The sequence below is a fragment of the Ruminococcus sp. MSJ-25 genome (genome assembly GCF_018917825.1).
Taxonomy (GTDB): Bacteria; Bacillota; Clostridia; order Oscillospirales; family Ruminococcaceae; genus Hominimerdicola; species Hominimerdicola aceti.
Map to the genome: position 1 here is coordinate 151,563 of NZ_JAHLPI010000016.1, position 18,494 is coordinate 170,056.

An 18,494-nucleotide genomic window follows, 5' to 3' on the forward strand; every position below is an offset into this window, starting at 1 on the left:
AGTATGTTAAAATGTTTGTCAGTGGCAGGCTCGGATTGCTCCGGTGGCGCAGGTATACAAGCCGACCTTAAAGCCTTCAGCGCTAATGAAACTTTCGGCATGAGCGTTATTACCTCTGTCGTCGCTGAAAATACTACCCGTGTGCTGTCTGTTTTCAACGTACCCGTTGAGGAGATACAAAAACAGATAGACGCTGTGTTTGAGGATATCCACGTCGATGCCGTAAAACTCGGTATGCTCCCAACTGCCGAAATTATTTCAGCAGTTGCGGATAAGCTTAATGAGTATAAACCAAGTATTATCGTCTGCGATCCCGTCATGGTCGCTACAAGCGGCGACGCTCTCTCTGAGGGCGGAACTGTTTCCACCATGAGGGAAAAGCTCTTTCCTATAGTTACGCTCCTTACACCGAATATCCCCGAAGCCGAAGCTATCTCAGGCTTGGAGATAAAGAATGAAAACCATATGGAAAAAGCCGCAAGGATAATAATGGATATGGGCGTAAAAAACGTCCTCGTCAAAGGCGGTCATCTCACCGGCGACGCTGTGGATTATCTCTGTACCCCAGAGGGCGTTCATAAGCTTGCCTGCAAGCGTGTTGATTCGCCTAATACCCATGGCACTGGCTGTACTCTGTCATCTGCCATAACTGCAAACCTTGCCCACGGTATGGATATGCTCTCCGCTGTAACAAAGGCGAAAAACTATATCACCGAGGCAATAGAAAAATCATTCACAGTGGGCAAAGGACATAGCCCCGTTAATCACTTTTATGACTATTACGATTTGAAAGGAACTGTTCTATGAGAAATTATAAAACTCAAATGGAAGCCGCTAAAAAGGGTATCGTTACCCCTGAAATGGAAACAGTGGCTAAGAAAGAAAATATGGACGTAAACGAGCTTATGGCTCTTGTTGCAGCAGGTCAGGTTGCTATCCCTGCCAACGTAAACCATACTGCTCTCTCTGCCGAGGGTATCGGCAAAGGCCTTAAAACTAAGATAAACGTAAATCTCGGTATCTCAGGGGACGCTAAGAATTATGACATTGAGATGCAGAAAGTGGATATGGCTATCAAGTTCGGCGCTGAAGCTATCATGGACCTGTCAAACTACGGCAAGACCAATACTTTCAGAAAAGAGCTAGTAGCAAAGTCGCCTGCCATGATAGGCACTGTTCCTATGTATGACGCTATCGGCTACCTCGATAAAGACCTCCTTGAGATATCCGCTCAGGACTTTCTTAAGGTAGTAAAAGCCCATGCAGAAGAGGGCGTTGACTTTATGACTATCCACGCAGGTATCAACAGACGTGCAATCGAAGCTTTCAGACGTGAGGGAAGAAAAATGAATATCGTTTCCCGTGGCGGTTCACTGCTCTTCGCATGGATGATGATGACAGGCAACGAGAACCCATTCTTCGAGTATTATGACGAGGTACTTGAAATACTCAGAGAGTATGACGTAACTATCTCCCTTGGTGACGCACTCCGTCCGGGATGTCTTGCAGACGCTTCCGACGCCGCTCAGATCTCCGAGCTTATCGAGCTTGGCAACCTCACAAAGAGAGCGTGGGAAAAGGACGTTCAGGTAATGGTAGAGGGTCCTGGCCATATGGCAATGAACGAGATCGCCGCAAATATGATAATGGAAAAGAAGATATGCCACGGCGCACCTTTCTATGTACTTGGACCTCTGGTAACAGATATCGCACCTGGCTATGACCATATCACATCAGCTATCGGCGGAGCTATCGCCGCAGCAAGCGGTGCAGACTTCCTCTGCTATGTAACCCCTGCCGAGCATCTCAGACTTCCGGACGTTGACGACGTTAAGGAGGGCATTATCGCCAGCAAGATAGCAGCCCATGCCGCAGATATCGCAAAGGGCGTAAAGGGTGCAAGAGATATGGACGATAAAATGGCAGCGGCTCGTCACAAGATGGATTGGGACGAAATGTTCGAGATAGCACTTGACGGTGAAAAGGCAAGAAGATTCTTTGAGCAGACCCCACCTGCCGACAGACATACCTGCTCAATGTGCGGCAAGATGTGTGCCGTTAGAACAACAAACATGATACTCGAGGGCAAAGAGGTTAAATTCTGCTCAGAGAAGTAGAAAACTCGATGCAGGGGCGAACAGCGTTCGCCCGCATGAGATAAAAATTGAATGTCAGCTCGACAATTGTACGAAAAATCGGACAATTACATGAGAGCAGATATAAAAAGAATGTAATGTGCAAGAGGAGCGTCTTGCGAACTTTTTCATAAAAAGTATTCAGCGAGGGAACCCGTGTTTCGGGGTGAGAGGGTGCAATGGAGCACCGACCGAAAATAATTTACGTCAGATCGTGAGCGGATAGCATAGCCACGGTCTGTGCGCCGCTGGATAACTTGCTCTTTTTCGTTCGGCGGTGCGATACGATATGGAGGAATAAAAAATGAAAAAGACAAACATTCACAAATTGGTATTCGCAGCAGTATTGGTAGCCCTTGCAGTGGTAGGTTCGCTCATCTCGTTCCCTATCGGCGCTTCAAAGTGCGCACCTGTTCAGCACCTTGTAAATATAATCGGTGCAGTTTTCCTTGGACCTGCATGGGCAGTGGGCGTTGGCTTCACAGCCGCACTTCTCAGAAATCTTCTGGGACTTGGCTCTCTCCTTGCGTTCCCAGGCTCAATGGTTGGCGCATTCGTTGCAGGTATGCTCTATAAGTACATAAAGAAGCTCCCTGCCGCTTATGTCGGTGAACTTTTCGGCACATCAGTCCTCGGCGGACTTCTTGCATACCCTGTTGCCAGATTTCTCGTTGGCGCACCAGCCGCAGCAATAACAGTTTATATCCTGCCTTTCTTTGTAAGCTGTGCAGGCGGTACAGTTCTTGCTATCGTTATCGTTACAGCTCTTAAAAAGGCAAAAGTATTTGATAATTTCCTTGGCTTCTCAAAGGAGGTAAGAGCATAATGGGCACTATAATTGAAAGCTGTGCGAAAGCAGCAGACAAGGTAAGAGATATATGCCCTTTGGTGCATTGTATCACAAATTATGTTACTGTAAATGACGTTGCAAACTGCATTCTCGCCATTGGCGCTTCACCTATCATGGCAGACGATATCGCAGAAGCAGCAGATATAACTTCTATCTCAAAGGCTCTCGTTATAAACATGGGTACTCTCAATGCAAGAACGGTCGAGTCAATGGTAGCTGCTGGAAAGAAAGCCAACGAGCTTGGCGTTCCTGTGGTTTTTGACCCGGTTGGAGCAGGCGCATCAAATTTCAGAAATGAAACTGCAAAGCGTATACTTGAAAATGTGAAAATAAGCATACTCAGAGGAAACCTATCTGAAATGTCATATCTTGCAGGACTAGAAGTTTCCACAAAGGGCGTTGACACCTCGGAAGCTGACGAGAAAAACGACCCTGTTTCCGTTGCGAAAAAAACAGCCGCAAAGTATAACTGCGTTGCAGCTATCACAGGTGCGGTGGATACAATAACAGACGGAAAAAGAGTTGCAAGGATATCAAACGGTCACCCATATCTTTCAAAGGTAACAGGCACAGGCTGTATGACAACAGGACTTGTAGGCTCATTCGCAGGTGCTTGCGACGATATGTATACCGCCGCTGTAACAGGCATTGCAAGCATGGGCATAGCAGGTGAGTTCGCATATGAAAATGCTGGAGAGATAGGCTCAGGAAGCTTCCATATTTCTATCATTGACGCAATCAGCAAAATGAATAGTCAGGTATTTGCGGCTAAGGCTAAGATAGAAGAAGTTTAGTATTGCAATATTTCAGATCTAGTGGTATCATATCAATGTGATGCCACTAAATTTTATGTGGTGATGTTGCTTGCAGGGGCGAACAGTGTTCGTCCGTTTGCACTGCATATTATACTTTTTCATACAAAGGAGAATGAAAAATGACCGTAAGATTTGCTTGTGAAAAGGATATACCGCAAATGAACAGCTTGCTCTATCAGGTAGAGAGAGTTCATCAGCAGGGCAGACCTGACCTTTTTAAAGAGGGTGCGAAAAAGTATACTGATAACGAGCTTAAAGATATGCTCAAGGATAAAACTAAGCCTATATTTGCCGCAGTTGATGAAAATGATGTGATGAAGGGCTACGCTTTTTGTGTGTTTCAGGAGCATAAGGGCGACAATGTTCTCACGGATATAAAGACTTTGTATATCGACGATCTGTGCGTTGATGAAAATTGCAGAGGTCAGCATATCGGCTCGGTACTTTACGAGGCGGTGAAGAAATTCGCTAAGGAACAGGGCTGTTATAATGTTACTCTCAACGTGTGGGAGTGTAATCCATCGGCAAGAAAATTTTACGAAAAAGCAGGGTTGAAGCCATACAAGACAGGTATGGAAGTTATTCTATGATAAAAGATAAGAGGGTAAAAAAATGGACAAATCGAAAATTGACTACACGCTTTATCTCTGCACTGACCGTGGGCTTATGTCCTGCGAAACTATCGAGCAGTCGGTAGAGGAGGGCGTAAAAGGCGGCTGTACAGTTATCCAGCTAAGAGAAAAGGACTGCACTTCAAGAGAGTTCTATGAGCTTGCAGTCAGAGTAAAAAAGATAACGGACAAATACAATGTGCCGCTTATCATCAACGACAGACTTGATATCGCACAGGCTGTTGATTGTGCGGGCGTTCATCTGGGACAGAGCGATATGCCATGTGCAGTTGCAAGAAAAATCCTCGGTGAGGACAAGATAATAGGTATTTCTGCGGCAACTCTTGAAGAAGCTAAAAAAGCACAAGCAGACGGTGCAGATTACCTTGGCGTTGGTGCAATGTATGCCACCAACACAAAGACAGACGCAAGAGCTGTCACAAAGGAACAACTTGTAGAAATAAGAGCCGCTGTGGATATCCCTATCGTAATAATAGGCGGAGTTAATCAAAAAACTGTGCCGAATTTTAAGGGTATGGGTATTGACGGCGCTGCGGTAGTTTCTGCGGTGGTATCTCAGCCTGATATTGAAAAGGCGGCAAAGGATCTTCGTGAGCTTTGCGAGGATTGCTTCGGAAGATAAGATGTTGAACGGGCGGTTATTTAGACCGTCCGTTTTTTGTTTTAAAACAAATGTATGATTTTGTCTTTCGATTTTACACAAATTATACATTGCGCTATTGACGATTAAGTTAAAATCGGTTATAATAAATGAAAAAGCTTTGTTTTTTGGATTAAAACGCTAATGCGTTGAAATAGTAATGTATGTTAGGAGAGTAAAAATGAAAAAGACTAAGATCGTATGCACTATCGGACCTTCCACAGATGACGAAAACATTATGCGTGAGCTTATGAAAAATGGCATGGATGTTGCGAGATTCAATTTCTCACACTCTGACCACAGCGTTCATAAGGCTCGTTTTGAAACTGTATGCAAGCTAAGGGAAGAACTTGGCGTTAATATTGCAACTCTTCTTGATACAAAAGGACCTGAGGTAAGACTTAAAAACTTTAAGGATCACAAGCCTGTTACTATCAAGGACGGCGATACATTCACACTTACCACAAGAGAAGTGGAGGGTGACGAAACTATCTGCTCTATCACATTCCCACAGCTTCCAAAGGACGTTTCTGTAGGCACGAGAATACTCATCAATGACGGAAATATCGAGCTGAAAGCTACCAGAGTTGACAGCACCGATATCGTCTGCGAAGTTATCCACGGCGGAGTTGTTTCCGACCACAAGGGTATCAACGTACCTGACGTAAACCTTTCTATGCCTTACATTTCTGACGCTGATATGTCTGACCTTGAATTTGGCGCAAAAATGGGGTTTGACTATATCGCAGCTTCATTCGTAAGAACAGGCGCTGACGTTATTTATCTTAGAAAATTTACCCAGAGCCTTGGCTGGTTCAATCCTAGAATTATCGCTAAGATAGAAAACGCTCAGGGTGTTGCCAATATTGACGAGATCCTTGACGCTGCTGACGGAATAATGGTAGCAAGAGGTGATATGGGCGTTGAGATACCTTTCGAGCAGATACCTGCTATCCAGAAAGAGCTTATCAGAAAAGCCTACAACGCAGGCAAAAACGTTATCACAGCAACTCAGATGCTGGAGTCTATGATAACAAACGCACGTCCTACAAGAGCCGAGATAACCGACGTTGCAAACGCTATTTATGACGGCTCGTCTGCTATAATGCTTTCAGGGGAAACTGCCGCGGGTAAATATCCTGTTGAGGCTGTCAAGACCATGAGCCTTATCGCAGAAACGACCGAAAAGGATATCGACTATATCTCACGTTTCAAGAAAAGAGCAGACGAGAGAAATTCATCTATCACTGACGCTATCTCACACGCTACTGTTACAACTGCTCATGACCTTAATGCTGTAGCGATCCTGACAGTAACAAAGGGCGGAACAACAGCAAGAACGCTTTCAAAATTCCGTCCGAACTGTCCTATAATCGCACTTACAACTGACGATACAACATATCATCAGCTCAGCCTTTCATGGGGTATCAGAGCAGGCGTTATCGAAGAGAAAACAAACACTGACGAACTCATCAGACACGCTCTGGAGCGTTCTGTGGAGCTTGGCTATCTGAAGAAGGGCGACCTTGTCGTTATTACAGCAGGAGTACCGCTTGGAATGAGCGGAACGACAAATCTGCTCAAAGTCGAGAGAGCGTAGTTTTTAAGTGAGGAGTGAGGAGTGAGGAATGGCAGCACCATACCGAGCAAATCACCAACACAAAGTAAAAGCACACACGAGTGAAGCGAGCAAAAGGTCTGCGGAGAGAGCCTTAATAGGTGCAAGCCTACTAAGCGGTGCAGAAAAGCAATAGAAGAATTGCAAAAAAATCAATTACAAAGCGGTGTCGGAGCGGAATGCTCTGCACCGCTTTTGTTGCAAAAAATGTTTGAGCTTTTTGTAGGCGATCACTTTTTTTATTCAAATAATTTTCCGTGAATTGGGTAACCGATTCTAACATATGAAAGAAGTATGGCGTAAGAGTAATATTTCTGAATGTGACTTGACTTTGATTTTGAAGTATGTTATTATTTTAACATACGAGCGGTAGTATTATTAATAGGTATGCAATACTGAATATTGAGGTAATATGTGCTGCCCGAAATCTTATGTCAGGAGAGTATAAAATGGAAAGACAGTTTTATGACGAATGGGAAGGCTTTAAGCCAGGCAGATGGTCAAACACTTCTATCAATCTTCGTGATTTTATCCAGAAGAACTTCACACCATATGACGGTGACGACAACTTCCTTACAGGCCCTACAGAAGCAACTACTAAGCTCTGGGAACAGGTAATGGAGCTTTCAAAGAAGGAGAGAGAAGCCGGCGGTGTTCTCGATATGGACACTAAGATCGTTTCTACTATCACCTCACACGGCCCTGGTTACCTTAACAAGGATCTTGAGAAGATCGTTGGTTTCCAGACTGACAAGCCTTTCAAGCGTTCTCTTCAGCCTTTCGGCGGTATCAGAATGGCTATGAATGCTTGCGAGCAGAACGGCTACACAGTTGATCCTGAAGTTGTAAAGATCTTTACTGAATATAGAAAAACTCACAATCAGGGCGTTTTTGACGCTTACACACCTGAGATGAAGCTTGCCAGACACGCTGCTATCATCACAGGTCTTCCGGACGCTTACGGCAGAGGAAGGATCATAGGCGACTACAGAAGAGTTGCTCTTTACGGTATAGACTATCTTGTTGAGGACAAGAAGGATCAGCTTGCTACTTCACTGGTAAGAATGACTTCTAAGAACATCAGACTCAGAGAAGAGCTTTCTGAGCAGATCAGAGCCCTTGGCGAACTCAAGAAGCTTGGCGAGATCTACGGCTACGATATCTCACGCCCTGCTAAGAACGCTAAGGAAGCTATCCAGTGGCTGTACTTCGGCTACCTTGCTGCTGTTAAGGAGCAGAACGGTGCTGCAATGTCACTTGGCAGAACTTCTACATTTATTGATATCTACATCAAGAGAGATATGGACAGAGGTATCCTCACAGAGCAGGAGGCTCAGGAGCTTGTTGACCACTTCATCATGAAGCTCAGACTTGTTAAGTTCGCTAGAACACCTGAGTACAACTCACTGTTCTCAGGCGACCCAACTTGGGTAACAGAGTCTATCGGCGGTGTTTCTATCGATGGCGTTCCAATGGTAACAAAGACTTCATTCAGATATCTCCACACACTTGAGAACCTTGGTCCTGCACCAGAGCCAAACATGACAGTTCTGTGGAGCACAAAGCTTCCTTCAAACTTCAAGAAGTTCTGTGCTAAGACTTCTATCAAGACTTCTGCTATCCAGTACGAGAACGACGACCTTATGAGAGTTACACACGGCGATGACTACGCTATCGCTTGCTGTGTATCTTCAATGAGGATCGGTAAGGAAATGCAGTTCTTCGGTGCAAGAGCTAACCTTGCTAAGTGCTTGCTTTATGCTATCAACGGCGGTGTTGACGAAAGACTTAAGATACAGGTTGGTCCTAAGTATCGTCCTGTTACAGGCGATTACCTCGATTATGATGATGTAATGGCTAAGTATGACGACATGATGGAGTGGCTGGCTGGTCTGTATGTAAATACACTGAACGTTATCCACTATATGCACGATAAGTATTCTTATGAGAGAGTTCAGATGGCTCTTCATGACAGAGATGTTAAGAGATACTTCGCTACAGGTATCGCAGGTCTGTCAGTTGTTGCTGACTCACTTTCTGCTATCAAGTACGCTAAGGTAAAGTGCATCAGAGATGAGGACGGAATCGTTACAGATTACGAAGTTGAGGGCGATTTCCCTAAGTATGGCAACAACGACGAGAGAGTTGACAAGATCGCAGTTGACCTCGTTAGAACATTTATGGACAAGATCAGAAAGCACCACACATACAGAGATGGTGTTCCTACAATGTCTATCCTTACTATCACATCTAACGTTGTTTATGGTAAGAAGACCGGTTCTACACCTGACGGAAGAAAGATCGGTGTGCCTCTTGCTCCTGGTGCTAACCCAATGCACGGCAGAGATACTCACGGCGCATCTGCATCACTTTCTTCAGTTGCTAAGCTGCCGTTCAGACACGCTCAGGACGGTATCTCAAACACATTCTCTATCATTCCTGACGCTCTTGGCAAGGACGACAAGGTATTCATGGGCGACCTTGATATCGAAAGCATAGCTAAGGAGCTTAACGAAGATGGGGTTTAATGTTAAAAAGGACGAGGACGAGGCTCAGGTAAACGAGCTTGTTGACGTCATTGACAGACTTATGATGGGCGGTCAGGGTCATCTTACGATAGACATTGACGAAACTGAAGAAGGTCTGAACGTTAAAACTTACAGCACTTCCGATTGTGGCGGTGACGGCAAGACGGCTTGCTGTCAGCCTACAGAAGAAGACGCTGTTGACAGAGATGAAGATTAACTCCCTATTTTAGAAAACGGCGGAGGTTCGTTCTCCGCTTGTTTTCCATAAATACTAAGAAAGGAATGTAATACTATGGCAAACTTTGAACCAACAGAGGCACAGGTAGACAACCTTATCGGACTTCTTGACGGATATGCTGAAAAAGGCGGTCATCACCTTAATGTAAATGTACTTAACAGAGAAACTCTTCTGGACGCTCAGGCTCACCCTGAGAAGTATCCACAGCTCACTATCAGAGTTTCAGGCTACGCTGTAAACTTCGTAAAGCTTACTAAGGAGCAGCAGGACGACGTTATTTCAAGAACGTTCCACAAGAGTCTTTAATTTGAGCTTTGCCGCATAGAATGAGTTTCTTTGCGGATAATATGCACACGGGCGGTCGGCGTCGTCTTACATTGAACATCTTGTTTTATGTGGATGAGAGCTGCCGCTCGTTTGTTGCTTTTTGCGGATAGGTGTGCGGTGATATAAATTTGTGTGCGAGCAGAAACGGGACGTCGAGGGTGTCAACCAATACAGAATGGTTTGTGCAGGCTGAACGGGCGTGCGTTCATGCGAAATAAAAAAGGAGGGATATCCCATGGAGGGATTTATACATTCTACGGAAAGCTTTGGTACGGTGGATGGACCGGGGATAAGGTTTGTTATTTTCTTTCAGGGCTGTCCTATGAGATGTCTTTACTGCCACAATCCTGATACTTGGAAGATAGGCACTGGTACAAAGAGGACGGTTGAAAGTCTGCTGGCGGAATATGACTCGGTAAAAGAGTTCATGAAAAACGGCGGCATTACCTGCACGGGCGGCGAGCCTTTGGTGCAGATAGACTTTGTGACGGAGCTTTTTGAAAAGGCTAAGGAAAAGGGGATACACACTTGTCTTGACAGCTCGGGCATCACTTTTACGCCTGACAGCACGGAAAAGTTTGAAAGGCTTTGCAAATGCACTGACCTTGTTATGCTGGATATCAAGCATATTGACCGTGAGGAACACAAGAAGCTTACGGGGCATTACAATGACAACATTCTTGCGTTTGCAAAGTTTTTGTCGGAGCATGGTGTGCCTATATGGATACGTCATGTTGTTGTGCCGGGTATTACGGACAAGGAAGAATATCTTTTCAGGCTGGGTGAATTTATTTCTCAGCTCAAGACTTTGAAAGCGCTTGACGTTCTGCCTTATCACACCATGGGCAAGGTAAAGTATGAGCAGCTCGGTATAGATTATCCTCTTGGTGACACACCGCCTCTTGACAAGGAGGACGCTGTTAAGGCGAGAGATGTTATCATGAGAGGGCTTAAAGCGGCGTTGAAAAAGAGAAAATAGTATTTTAGACGAGTGGACTTCGGTCTGCTCGTTTTTTTGTGTAAAAGTATATATTTTTCTCGACAAGTTTTTGAAAATATTCTGCATATTTGGATAATTGACGGCAGGCTTAAAATATGGTAAAATAAATAGTAAGGAATACAGCAATAGAATATTGTTAAGACAGGTTTATATTGGAAACGCACATTCTCTGAATGATAACGAACAACACAGCGTCTGCGAAAGGGCTGTAGGTTTGATATCATAAGGAGGATTTTTTTATGCCAAAGAATTTGTTTCAGGAGATAGTTTTTACGGTGCTGATGGTGTTTGTGATGGTATACGCCATGATATGCTACAACATTGCACTCAACATGGGCGGAATGTCAAATGCCGTATTTCTCAAGGCTTTTCATGAGCTTGTCATAATGGCTCCGATAGCTTTTGTCCTTGACTTTTTTGCTGTGGGAAAGATAGCAAAGAAAAAGGCTTTCAGCATTGTTGATGTGAGAAAGGATAATCCTTTTCATCTTGTGCTTGCCATATCTGTTATCTCTGTTATTTTTATGTGCCCACTCATGAGCCTTGCGGCTACGCTGCTTTTTAAGGACGCAGGCAGGGAAGTTATTGCGGTATGGTTAGAAACAACGGCTATGAACTTTCCCATGGCTCTTTGCTGGCAGCTTTTCTTTGCAGGTCCGATAGTTAGATTCGTCTTCGGACTTATTTTCAGAGAACATGAACAGAAAAGCGGGGCTGTATCTGCAGCTGCGGAATAAGGTTTTTACGAGTGGACTTCAGTCTGCTCGTTTTTTATTTTACACTGAAAAATAAAAACTAAAAAAAGTGTTAAAAGCCTTTACAAAGGCAGGCGGTTGTGTTATAATAGTAATCGTAAAAATTTGCGTGAAAAAGGAGGAGCTTATAGTGCAGAAGGCGTATCTGATTTTGGAGAACGGTACTATTTTCGAGGGTAAAAGTTTCGGCGCAGCTGGCGAAGCTATTGGCGAAATTGTTTTTACTACGGCTATGACAGGCTATCTCGAAACACTTACTGACCCTAGTTACTACGGACAGATAGTTGTTCAGACATTTCCGTTAATTGGTAACTATGGCGTTATTCCTGAGGATTTTGAAAGTGAATGTCCTCATGTTAAAGCTTATATTGTTAGAGATTGGTGTCAAGAGCCTAGCAACTTCCGTTGTGAGGGTGATCTTGACACTTTTTTAAAGCAGCATAACATCGTAGGTCTTTACGGTATCGACACTCGTCAGCTCACAAAAATAGTTCGTGAGTCGGGTGTTATGAACGGAAAGATCGTTCCTGAGGGTTCAAGCTTCGGACTGACAGATCTTAAGAACTACACGATAGTTGAGGCTGTAAAGAACACGACCTGCTCGGAGGAAAAGACATTCGAGCCTGAGGGAGAGGTCAAGAGGAAGGTAGTGCTTTACGATTTCGGTGCAAAGCACAACATTGGAAGAGAGCTTGTTAAGAGAGGCTGCGAGGTAACTGTTGTTCCTGCATATACTAAGGCAGAGAGGATAAAGGAGCTTGCACCTGACGGCATAATGCTTTCAAACGGACCTGGAGATCCTGCGGAGAATGTGGAGATAATCGAGGAGCTTAAAAAGCTTTCTGAGATGAAGATACCTACTTTTGGAATTTGTTTGGGTCATCAGCTTTTGGCGCTTGCACATGGTGCGATGACACACAAGCTGAAGTATGGTCACAGAGGTGCGAACCAGCCTGCTGAGAACACTGAAACAGGCAGAGTTTACATAACATCACAGAACCATGGATATGCAGTAGAGAACGATTCGCTCCCTGAGGGTGAAGCAAAGGTGCTTTATGTAAATGCCAATGACGGCACTTGTGAGGGTATCAGATATCTCAACGAGCCTGCATTTTCTGTACAGTTCCACCCGGAGGCTTGTGGTGGTCCGCATGATACTGACTTCTTGTTTGATGAGTTTATTGAGCTCATTGACACTAACAAGAAATAAGCTCTGATTTTTTGAAGTATAGAAATTATTGATCTCAGTTTCTGCAACAGTAGGGGCGAACAGTGTTCGCCCGTGGCTGACGGAATGTGTTTGATATGACTATTGTAGTGTTCATTATTCGAGCGGCTTTTATATGGGGCGGTCGTGATAGTGAACGGGCGAACGCTGTTCGCCCCTACATTATGTTTTACTGAGGTCGTTAAGCTTTAACACAGAGGGTTGCTGGGTGCGGTTTTCGAGAGTGTGAGAAGGGATAACTCCTCACTCCTCACTCCTCACTTTCAGCGTTTCCCTAAACTTTTCAGAAAGGATTGAATTTAAGTGCCTTTAAATAAAGATATAAAGCGAGTTCTCGTTATCGGCTCGGGTCCTATCGTTATAGGTCAGGCTGCTGAGTTTGACTATGCAGGTACACAGGCTTGCCGTGCGCTCAAGCAGGAGGGTCTGGAGGTTATTCTTATAAACTCTAACCCTGCTACTATCATGACGGACAATGCTATGGCTGACAAGATATACATTGAGCCGCTTACTCTTGAAACTGTTAAGAGAGTTATCAAAAAAGAACGCCCTGACAGCCTGCTTTCTACCCTTGGCGGTCAGACGGGTCTTACGCTTTCTATGCAGCTTGCTAAGGAGGGATTCCTTGACAAGTATAATGTTAAGCTTCTTGGTGCTAACCCTGAAACTATCGACAAGGCTGAGGACAGACAGATGTTCAAGGACACTATGGAGTCTATCGGTCAGCCATGTATCCCTTCTAAGGTCGTTAATACTGTTGAGGACGCTGTAGACTTCGCTAATCAGCCCGGTATCGGTTATCCTCTTATCATCAGACCAGCTTTTACCCTTGGCGGTACAGGCGGAGGAATCGTTAATGACGAGGAAGAGCTCAAGGAGATCACAAGAAACGGTCTTTATCTTTCACCTATCACTCAGGTGCTTGTTGAGAAATGTATCGCAGGCTGGAAAGAGATAGAGTTCGAGGTAATGAGAGACGCTAAGGGCAACGTTATCACGGTTTGCTCAATGGAGAACTTTGACCCTGTTGGTGTTCACACAGGCGACTCTATCGTTATCGCTCCTGCTGTTACGCTGGCTGATAAGGAATATCAGATGCTCCGTTCTGCGGCTTTGAAGATAATCGATACTCTTAAAGTAGAGGGTGGCTGTAACTGTCAGTTCGCTCTTAACCCTGACAGCTTCGAGTATGCTGTTATCGAGGTAAACCCTAGAGTTTCACGTTCTTCCGCACTTGCTTCTAAGGCGACAGGTTATCCTATCGCTAAGGTCGCAGCTCAGATAGCTATCGGATATACTCTTGACGAGATAAAGAATGCTGTAACAGGCAAGACTTATGCTTGCTTTGAGCCTGCCCTTGACTATGTTGTTGTTAAGCTCCCTAAGTGGCCTTTCGACAAGTTCGTTTATGCTAAGCGTGAGCTTGGTACACAGATGAAGGCTACAGGTGAAGTTATGGCTATAGGCTCAACTTTTGAGCAGGCTATAATGAAGGCTGTAAGAGGTGCTGAGATAGGTCATGACTGCCTTATCTCACCTAAGATGCTTGACCTTGATGACAAGACTATCCATGACAGACTTTCTGACTGCACAGACGAAAGACTTTTCGTTGTATACGAGGCTCTCAGACGTGGAGTTTCTGTTGATGAGATACACAGCATCACTAAGATAGACGAGTGGTTCCTCTACAAGCTTTGCAAGCTTATTGACATGGAAAAGACGCTCAAAAATAACTTCAACGAGGAAACTTATCTTGAGGCTAAGAAGATAGGCTATACTGATAAGGTCATCGAGAAGATAACAGGCAAGAAGATAGAAAAGCCTGTTCATGCTGTATTTAAAATGGTTGATACCTGTGCGGCTGAGTTTGCGGCTATGACGCCTTACTTCTACTCAACATATGACAACGAGGACGAGGCAAGCGAGTTCATTGCAAACAGGGGTCATGACAGAAAGACTGTTATAGTATTCGGTTCAGGTCCTATCAGAATAGGTCAGGGTATCGAGTTCGACTATGCGTCAGTTCACTGCGTATGGGCTTTGAAAGAAAAGGGCTATGACGTTGTTATCGTAAACAACAACCCTGAGACAGTTTCAACTGACTTTGATACTGCTGACAGACTTTATTTCGAGCCTCTTACTGACGAGGACGTTATGAACATCATCAGAGTTGAGAAGCCTGTTGGCGTTGTTGTGGCATTCGGCGGACAGACTGCTATCAAGCTTACAAAGCATATGGCTGAGCATGGTGTAAACATTCTTGGTACTCCTCCTGACGCTATCGACGCTGCTGAGGACAGAGAGAGATTTGACGAACTGCTTGAACAGCTTAAAATAAAGAGACCTCAGGGCTTTACGGTCATGACTTGTGACGAGGCTCTTGAAGTCGCAAATAAGATACATTATCCTGTTCTTATGAGACCTTCTTACGTTCTCGGCGGACAGAACATGATAATCGCATTCAACGATGACGATATCAAGGAATACATGGCTATCATTCTCGACCAGGGAATCGAGAACCCTGTACTTATAGACAAGTATCTTATGGGTACTGAGCTTGAGATAGACGCTATCTGTGACGGCGAGGATATCCTTATCCCTGGTATCATGGAGCATATCGAGAGAACAGGTATCCACTCAGGCGACTCTATTGCGGTTTATCCTGCATGGAACGTTTCTGACAGCCTGATAAACAGAATTATCGAGTGTTCAAAGAAGCTTGCTATCGCACTTAACACAAAGGGTCTTGTAAACATTCAGTATATCGCTTACCATGACGAGATATATGTTATCGAGGTAAACCCACGTTCTTCAAGAACTATCCCTTATATCTCTAAGGTAACGGGCGTTCCTATGGTAGACCTTGCAACTAAGTGTATGCTGGGCGAAAAGCTGAAAGACATGGGCTACGGCACTGGTCTTTACAGAAATTCACCATATGTTGCCGTTAAAGTTCCTGTATTCTCATTCGAGAAGCTTATCGGTGTTGACAACCACCTTGGACCTGAGATGAAGTCAACAGGTGAGGTGCTTGCAGTTTCTAATTCTCTTGAAGAGTCACTGTATAAGGGCCTTACTGCTGCTGGCTACAAGCTTGGCAAGAAAGGCGGAGTATTCATCACTGTCAGAGATTCTGACAAGGGCGAGATACCACAGACAGCTAAGATGTTCGCTGACCTTGGATTTAAGATATACGCTACGAACGGCACTGCTAAGGTGCTTCACGAGCACGGCATTGACGCTGAGGTAGTGGCTAAGATACACGAGAACGAGGACAACAACACTCTTACACTTATCGAGAGCGGTAAGATAGCTTATGTTATCTCCACTTCTTCAAAGGGCAGAATACCTACAAGAGATTCTGTTAAGATAAGAAGAAAGACAGTTGAGTGGAACATTCCTTGTCTGACTTCTATCGACACTGCAAACGCTATTGCGGCATCTATCAGAAGTAAATACACTGAGTCAACTACTGAGATAGTTGATATCAACAACATGAGAACTGAAAAGCAGACATTTGAGTTCACAAAGATGCAGGGCTGCGGCAATGACTACATCTACTTCAACTGCTTTGATCAGAGAATAGACAATCCTGAGGGTCTGGCACTCAATCTGTCTGACAGACACTTCGGTATCGGCGGTGACGGTGTTATCCTTATCTGCCGTTCAAAGGTCGCAGACGCTAAGATGAGAATGTTCAATCTTGACGGTTCTGAGGGCAAGATGTGCGGAAACGGTATCAGATGCGTTGCTAAGTTCATGAGAGATAACGGCATTGTTGACAAGGACGAAATGACTATCGAAACACTTTCGGGTATCATGACAGTTTCACTTATCCGTCACTACGGTGAGGTAAGCGGTGCTACTGTAAACATGGGCAAGGCTATTCTTGCTCCTCACCTTGTTCCTGTTGAACTTGAGCCTGACGAGAACGGCAGGGTAGTTGACAGAAAGGTGAACATTGCAGGAAATGACTACAACATCACCTGCGTTTCAATGGGCAACCCACACGCCGTTGTATTCATGAACAATGTTGACAGCCTTGACATTGACAAGGTAGGTCCTGAGTTCGAGCATGACAAGATATTCCCTGAGAGAGTGAACGCTGAGTTCATCAAGGTGATCGATGACCACACACTCAAGATGAGAGTATGGGAGAGAGGCTCCGGCGAGACTTGGGCTTGCGGCACCGGTGCTTGTGCGGCAGCAGTTGCGGCTGTTCTTAACGGATTCTGCAAAAAGGACGAGGAAATATCTGTTATACTTAAGGGAGGCACTCTTAAGATAAGATACACAGACGAGGCTGTATATCTTACAGGCGACGCTGTAACAGTATTCTCAGGTCACATCGTAATGTAAATTTCGCAGCGGACACTGCGTTAAAAAAGCGGCAGCCGCAGAGCGTTTTGAATGTGCTTTGCGGCTGTGTGCGTTTTATAAGTTTGACCCGTGAAACTTCGGGTCGCAAAAATGAAAAGGAGTTGGAATTATGCCAAGTATAAACGAAAATTTTCTCAAGCTGGAAAAGAATTATCTTTTTATAAACATTGCCAAGAAGGTAAAGGCCTTCACTGAGGCACACCCTGAGGCTGACATCATCAGAATGGGTATCGGCGACGTTACTCAGCCTATCGCAAAGTGCGTTGTTGAGGCAATGAAAAAGGGCGCTGACGAAATGGGCGTCAAGGAAACATTCAAGGGCTATGAGGACAGCGGTGCAGGATATGACTTCCTTAAAGAGGCTGTTGCAGGCTACTACAAGAGTTTCGGCGTTGACATTCCTGCTGACGACATCAGGATAAACGACGGTGCAAAGTCTGACTGCGGTAACATTGTTGACATTTTCGGTGACGACAATGTAGTGCTTATCACAGACCCTGCATATCCTGTTTATGTTGACACGAACCTTATGAACGGCAGAAAGGTAATTTATGCTGATTCAAACGAGGAGAACAACTTTGCGGCTATGCCTGACGAGAACGTAAAGTGCGACATTATTTATCTTTGCTCACCTAACAATCCGACAGGTTCTGTTTACACTAAGGAGCAGCTTAAAGTTTGGATAGACTATGCAAAGAAGAACAACGCTATCATCATTTACGATTCTGCATACGAGGCATTCATTACAGAAAAGGACGTACCAAGAAGTATTTTTGCTGTTGAGGGTGCAAAGGAATGTGCTATCGAGATGTGCTCACTTTCAAAGACAGCAGGCTTCACAGGAATGAGATGCGGATATACAGTTATCCCACATGAGCTTGTTGTTAAGGCATCTGACGGCAGTGAAGTATCTATCGCTCAGCTTTGGGGCAGACGTGAAGGCTCAAAGTTCAATGGTGTATCATATCCTGTTCAGTGTGCTGCTGCGGCTGTATTCACTGAGGAGGGTCAGAAACAGACAAGAGCAAACATTGAATACTATCAGAACAACGCAAAGGTAATGGCTTCCACACTTGACGAGCTTGGTATCAAGTACACAGGCGGCAAGAACTCACCATACATTTGGCTGAAATGCCCTAACAACATGGGTTCATGGGAGTTCTTTGATTATCTTCTTGAGAATGCAAATGTTGTTGGCACACCAGGCGCAGGTTTTGGCAAGAACGGCGAGGGCTGGTTCAGACTTACTGCTTTTGGTGATAAGGACAGAACTGTTGAGGCTATGGAGAGAATAAAGAAGCTGCTGACTAAGTAGTGAGGAGTTAGGAGTGAGGAATTATTCTTGCTT

15 protein-coding genes are annotated in these 18,494 nt (G+C 44.7%); all 15 read left to right on the forward strand.

Annotated elements, in window-relative coordinates:
- Positions 1-3 precede the first annotated feature (3 nt).
- The 15 genes from thiD (at position 4) to KQH97_RS06705 (ending at position 18,461) form a co-directional block, all read left to right on the forward strand.
- The gene (thiD, locus tag KQH97_RS06635) at positions 4-807 is read left to right on the forward strand and encodes a bifunctional hydroxymethylpyrimidine kinase/phosphomethylpyrimidine kinase (RefSeq protein WP_046439964.1); all 804 of its coding nucleotides are present in this window, start codon (positions 4-6) and stop codon (positions 805-807) included.
- Positions 804-2,117, forward strand: coding sequence for a phosphomethylpyrimidine synthase ThiC (gene thiC / locus KQH97_RS06640; RefSeq protein ID WP_118123527.1), 1,314 nt, complete (start codon positions 804-806; stop codon positions 2,115-2,117). Before thiD ends, thiC begins: the two co-directional genes overlap by 4 nt.
- A gap of 322 nt (positions 2,118-2,439) precedes the next feature.
- The gene (gene thiW / locus KQH97_RS06645) at positions 2,440-2,961 is read left to right on the forward strand and encodes an energy coupling factor transporter S component ThiW (RefSeq protein WP_041337143.1); all 522 of its coding nucleotides are present in this window, start codon (positions 2,440-2,442) and stop codon (positions 2,959-2,961) included.
- Positions 2,961-3,779 carry a hydroxyethylthiazole kinase gene (thiM, locus tag KQH97_RS06650; RefSeq protein WP_051706837.1) on the forward strand — a complete coding sequence of 273 codons (819 nt, stop codon included), beginning with the start codon at positions 2,961-2,963 and terminating at the stop codon, positions 3,777-3,779. Before thiW ends, thiM begins: the two co-directional genes overlap by 1 nt.
- 140 nt (positions 3,780-3,919) lie before the next feature.
- A complete protein-coding gene (locus KQH97_RS06655; protein WP_041337144.1) occupies positions 3,920-4,390 on the forward strand; it encodes an N-acetyltransferase in 471 nt (156 codons plus the stop codon).
- A 22-nt stretch (positions 4,391-4,412) separates the two neighbouring features.
- Positions 4,413-5,054, forward strand: coding sequence for a thiamine phosphate synthase (gene thiE, locus KQH97_RS06660; RefSeq protein ID WP_117856612.1), 642 nt, complete (start codon positions 4,413-4,415; stop codon positions 5,052-5,054).
- 199 nt (positions 5,055-5,253) lie between these two features.
- Positions 5,254-6,672, forward strand: a complete 1,419-nt coding sequence (gene pyk, locus KQH97_RS06665; RefSeq protein WP_117878010.1) for a pyruvate kinase — start codon at positions 5,254-5,256, stop codon at positions 6,670-6,672.
- A 467-nt stretch (positions 6,673-7,139) separates the two neighbouring features.
- Positions 7,140-9,218: a formate C-acetyltransferase gene (gene pflB / locus KQH97_RS06670; RefSeq protein ID WP_216553594.1), complete on the forward strand. Its 2,079-nt coding sequence runs from the start codon at positions 7,140-7,142 to the stop codon at positions 9,216-9,218.
- Positions 9,208-9,435: a hypothetical protein gene (locus KQH97_RS06675; RefSeq protein WP_022287417.1), complete on the forward strand. Its 228-nt coding sequence runs from the start codon at positions 9,208-9,210 to the stop codon at positions 9,433-9,435. Before pflB ends, KQH97_RS06675 begins: the two co-directional genes overlap by 11 nt.
- 75 nt (positions 9,436-9,510) lie before the next feature.
- Complete coding sequence (gene grcA3 / locus KQH97_RS06680) at positions 9,511-9,762, forward strand: autonomous glycyl radical cofactor GrcA3 (protein ID WP_022287416.1); 252 nt, start codon at positions 9,511-9,513, stop codon at positions 9,760-9,762.
- A 256-nt stretch (positions 9,763-10,018) separates the two neighbouring features.
- On the forward strand, positions 10,019-10,762 hold the full coding sequence (gene pflA / locus KQH97_RS06685; RefSeq protein WP_117878014.1) for a pyruvate formate-lyase-activating protein: 744 nt from the start codon (positions 10,019-10,021) through the stop codon (positions 10,760-10,762).
- A gap of 260 nt (positions 10,763-11,022) precedes the next feature.
- Entirely contained in the window at positions 11,023-11,520 is a 498-nt protein-coding gene (locus KQH97_RS06690; RefSeq protein WP_216553596.1) for a DUF2798 domain-containing protein, read from the forward strand.
- A 145-nt stretch (positions 11,521-11,665) separates the two neighbouring features.
- Positions 11,666-12,748 (forward strand): carbamoyl phosphate synthase small subunit, encoded by a 1,083-nt coding sequence (locus KQH97_RS06695; protein ID WP_041337647.1) that lies wholly within the window; start codon positions 11,666-11,668, stop codon positions 12,746-12,748.
- A gap of 321 nt (positions 12,749-13,069) precedes the next feature.
- Positions 13,070-17,125 (forward strand): carbamoyl-phosphate synthase large subunit, encoded by a 4,056-nt coding sequence (gene carB / locus KQH97_RS06700; protein ID WP_117939577.1) that lies wholly within the window; start codon positions 13,070-13,072, stop codon positions 17,123-17,125.
- A gap of 130 nt (positions 17,126-17,255) precedes the next feature.
- Entirely contained in the window at positions 17,256-18,461 is a 1,206-nt protein-coding gene (locus KQH97_RS06705) for an LL-diaminopimelate aminotransferase (protein ID WP_117956463.1), read from the forward strand.
- The last annotated feature ends 33 nt before the right edge of the window (positions 18,462-18,494 follow it).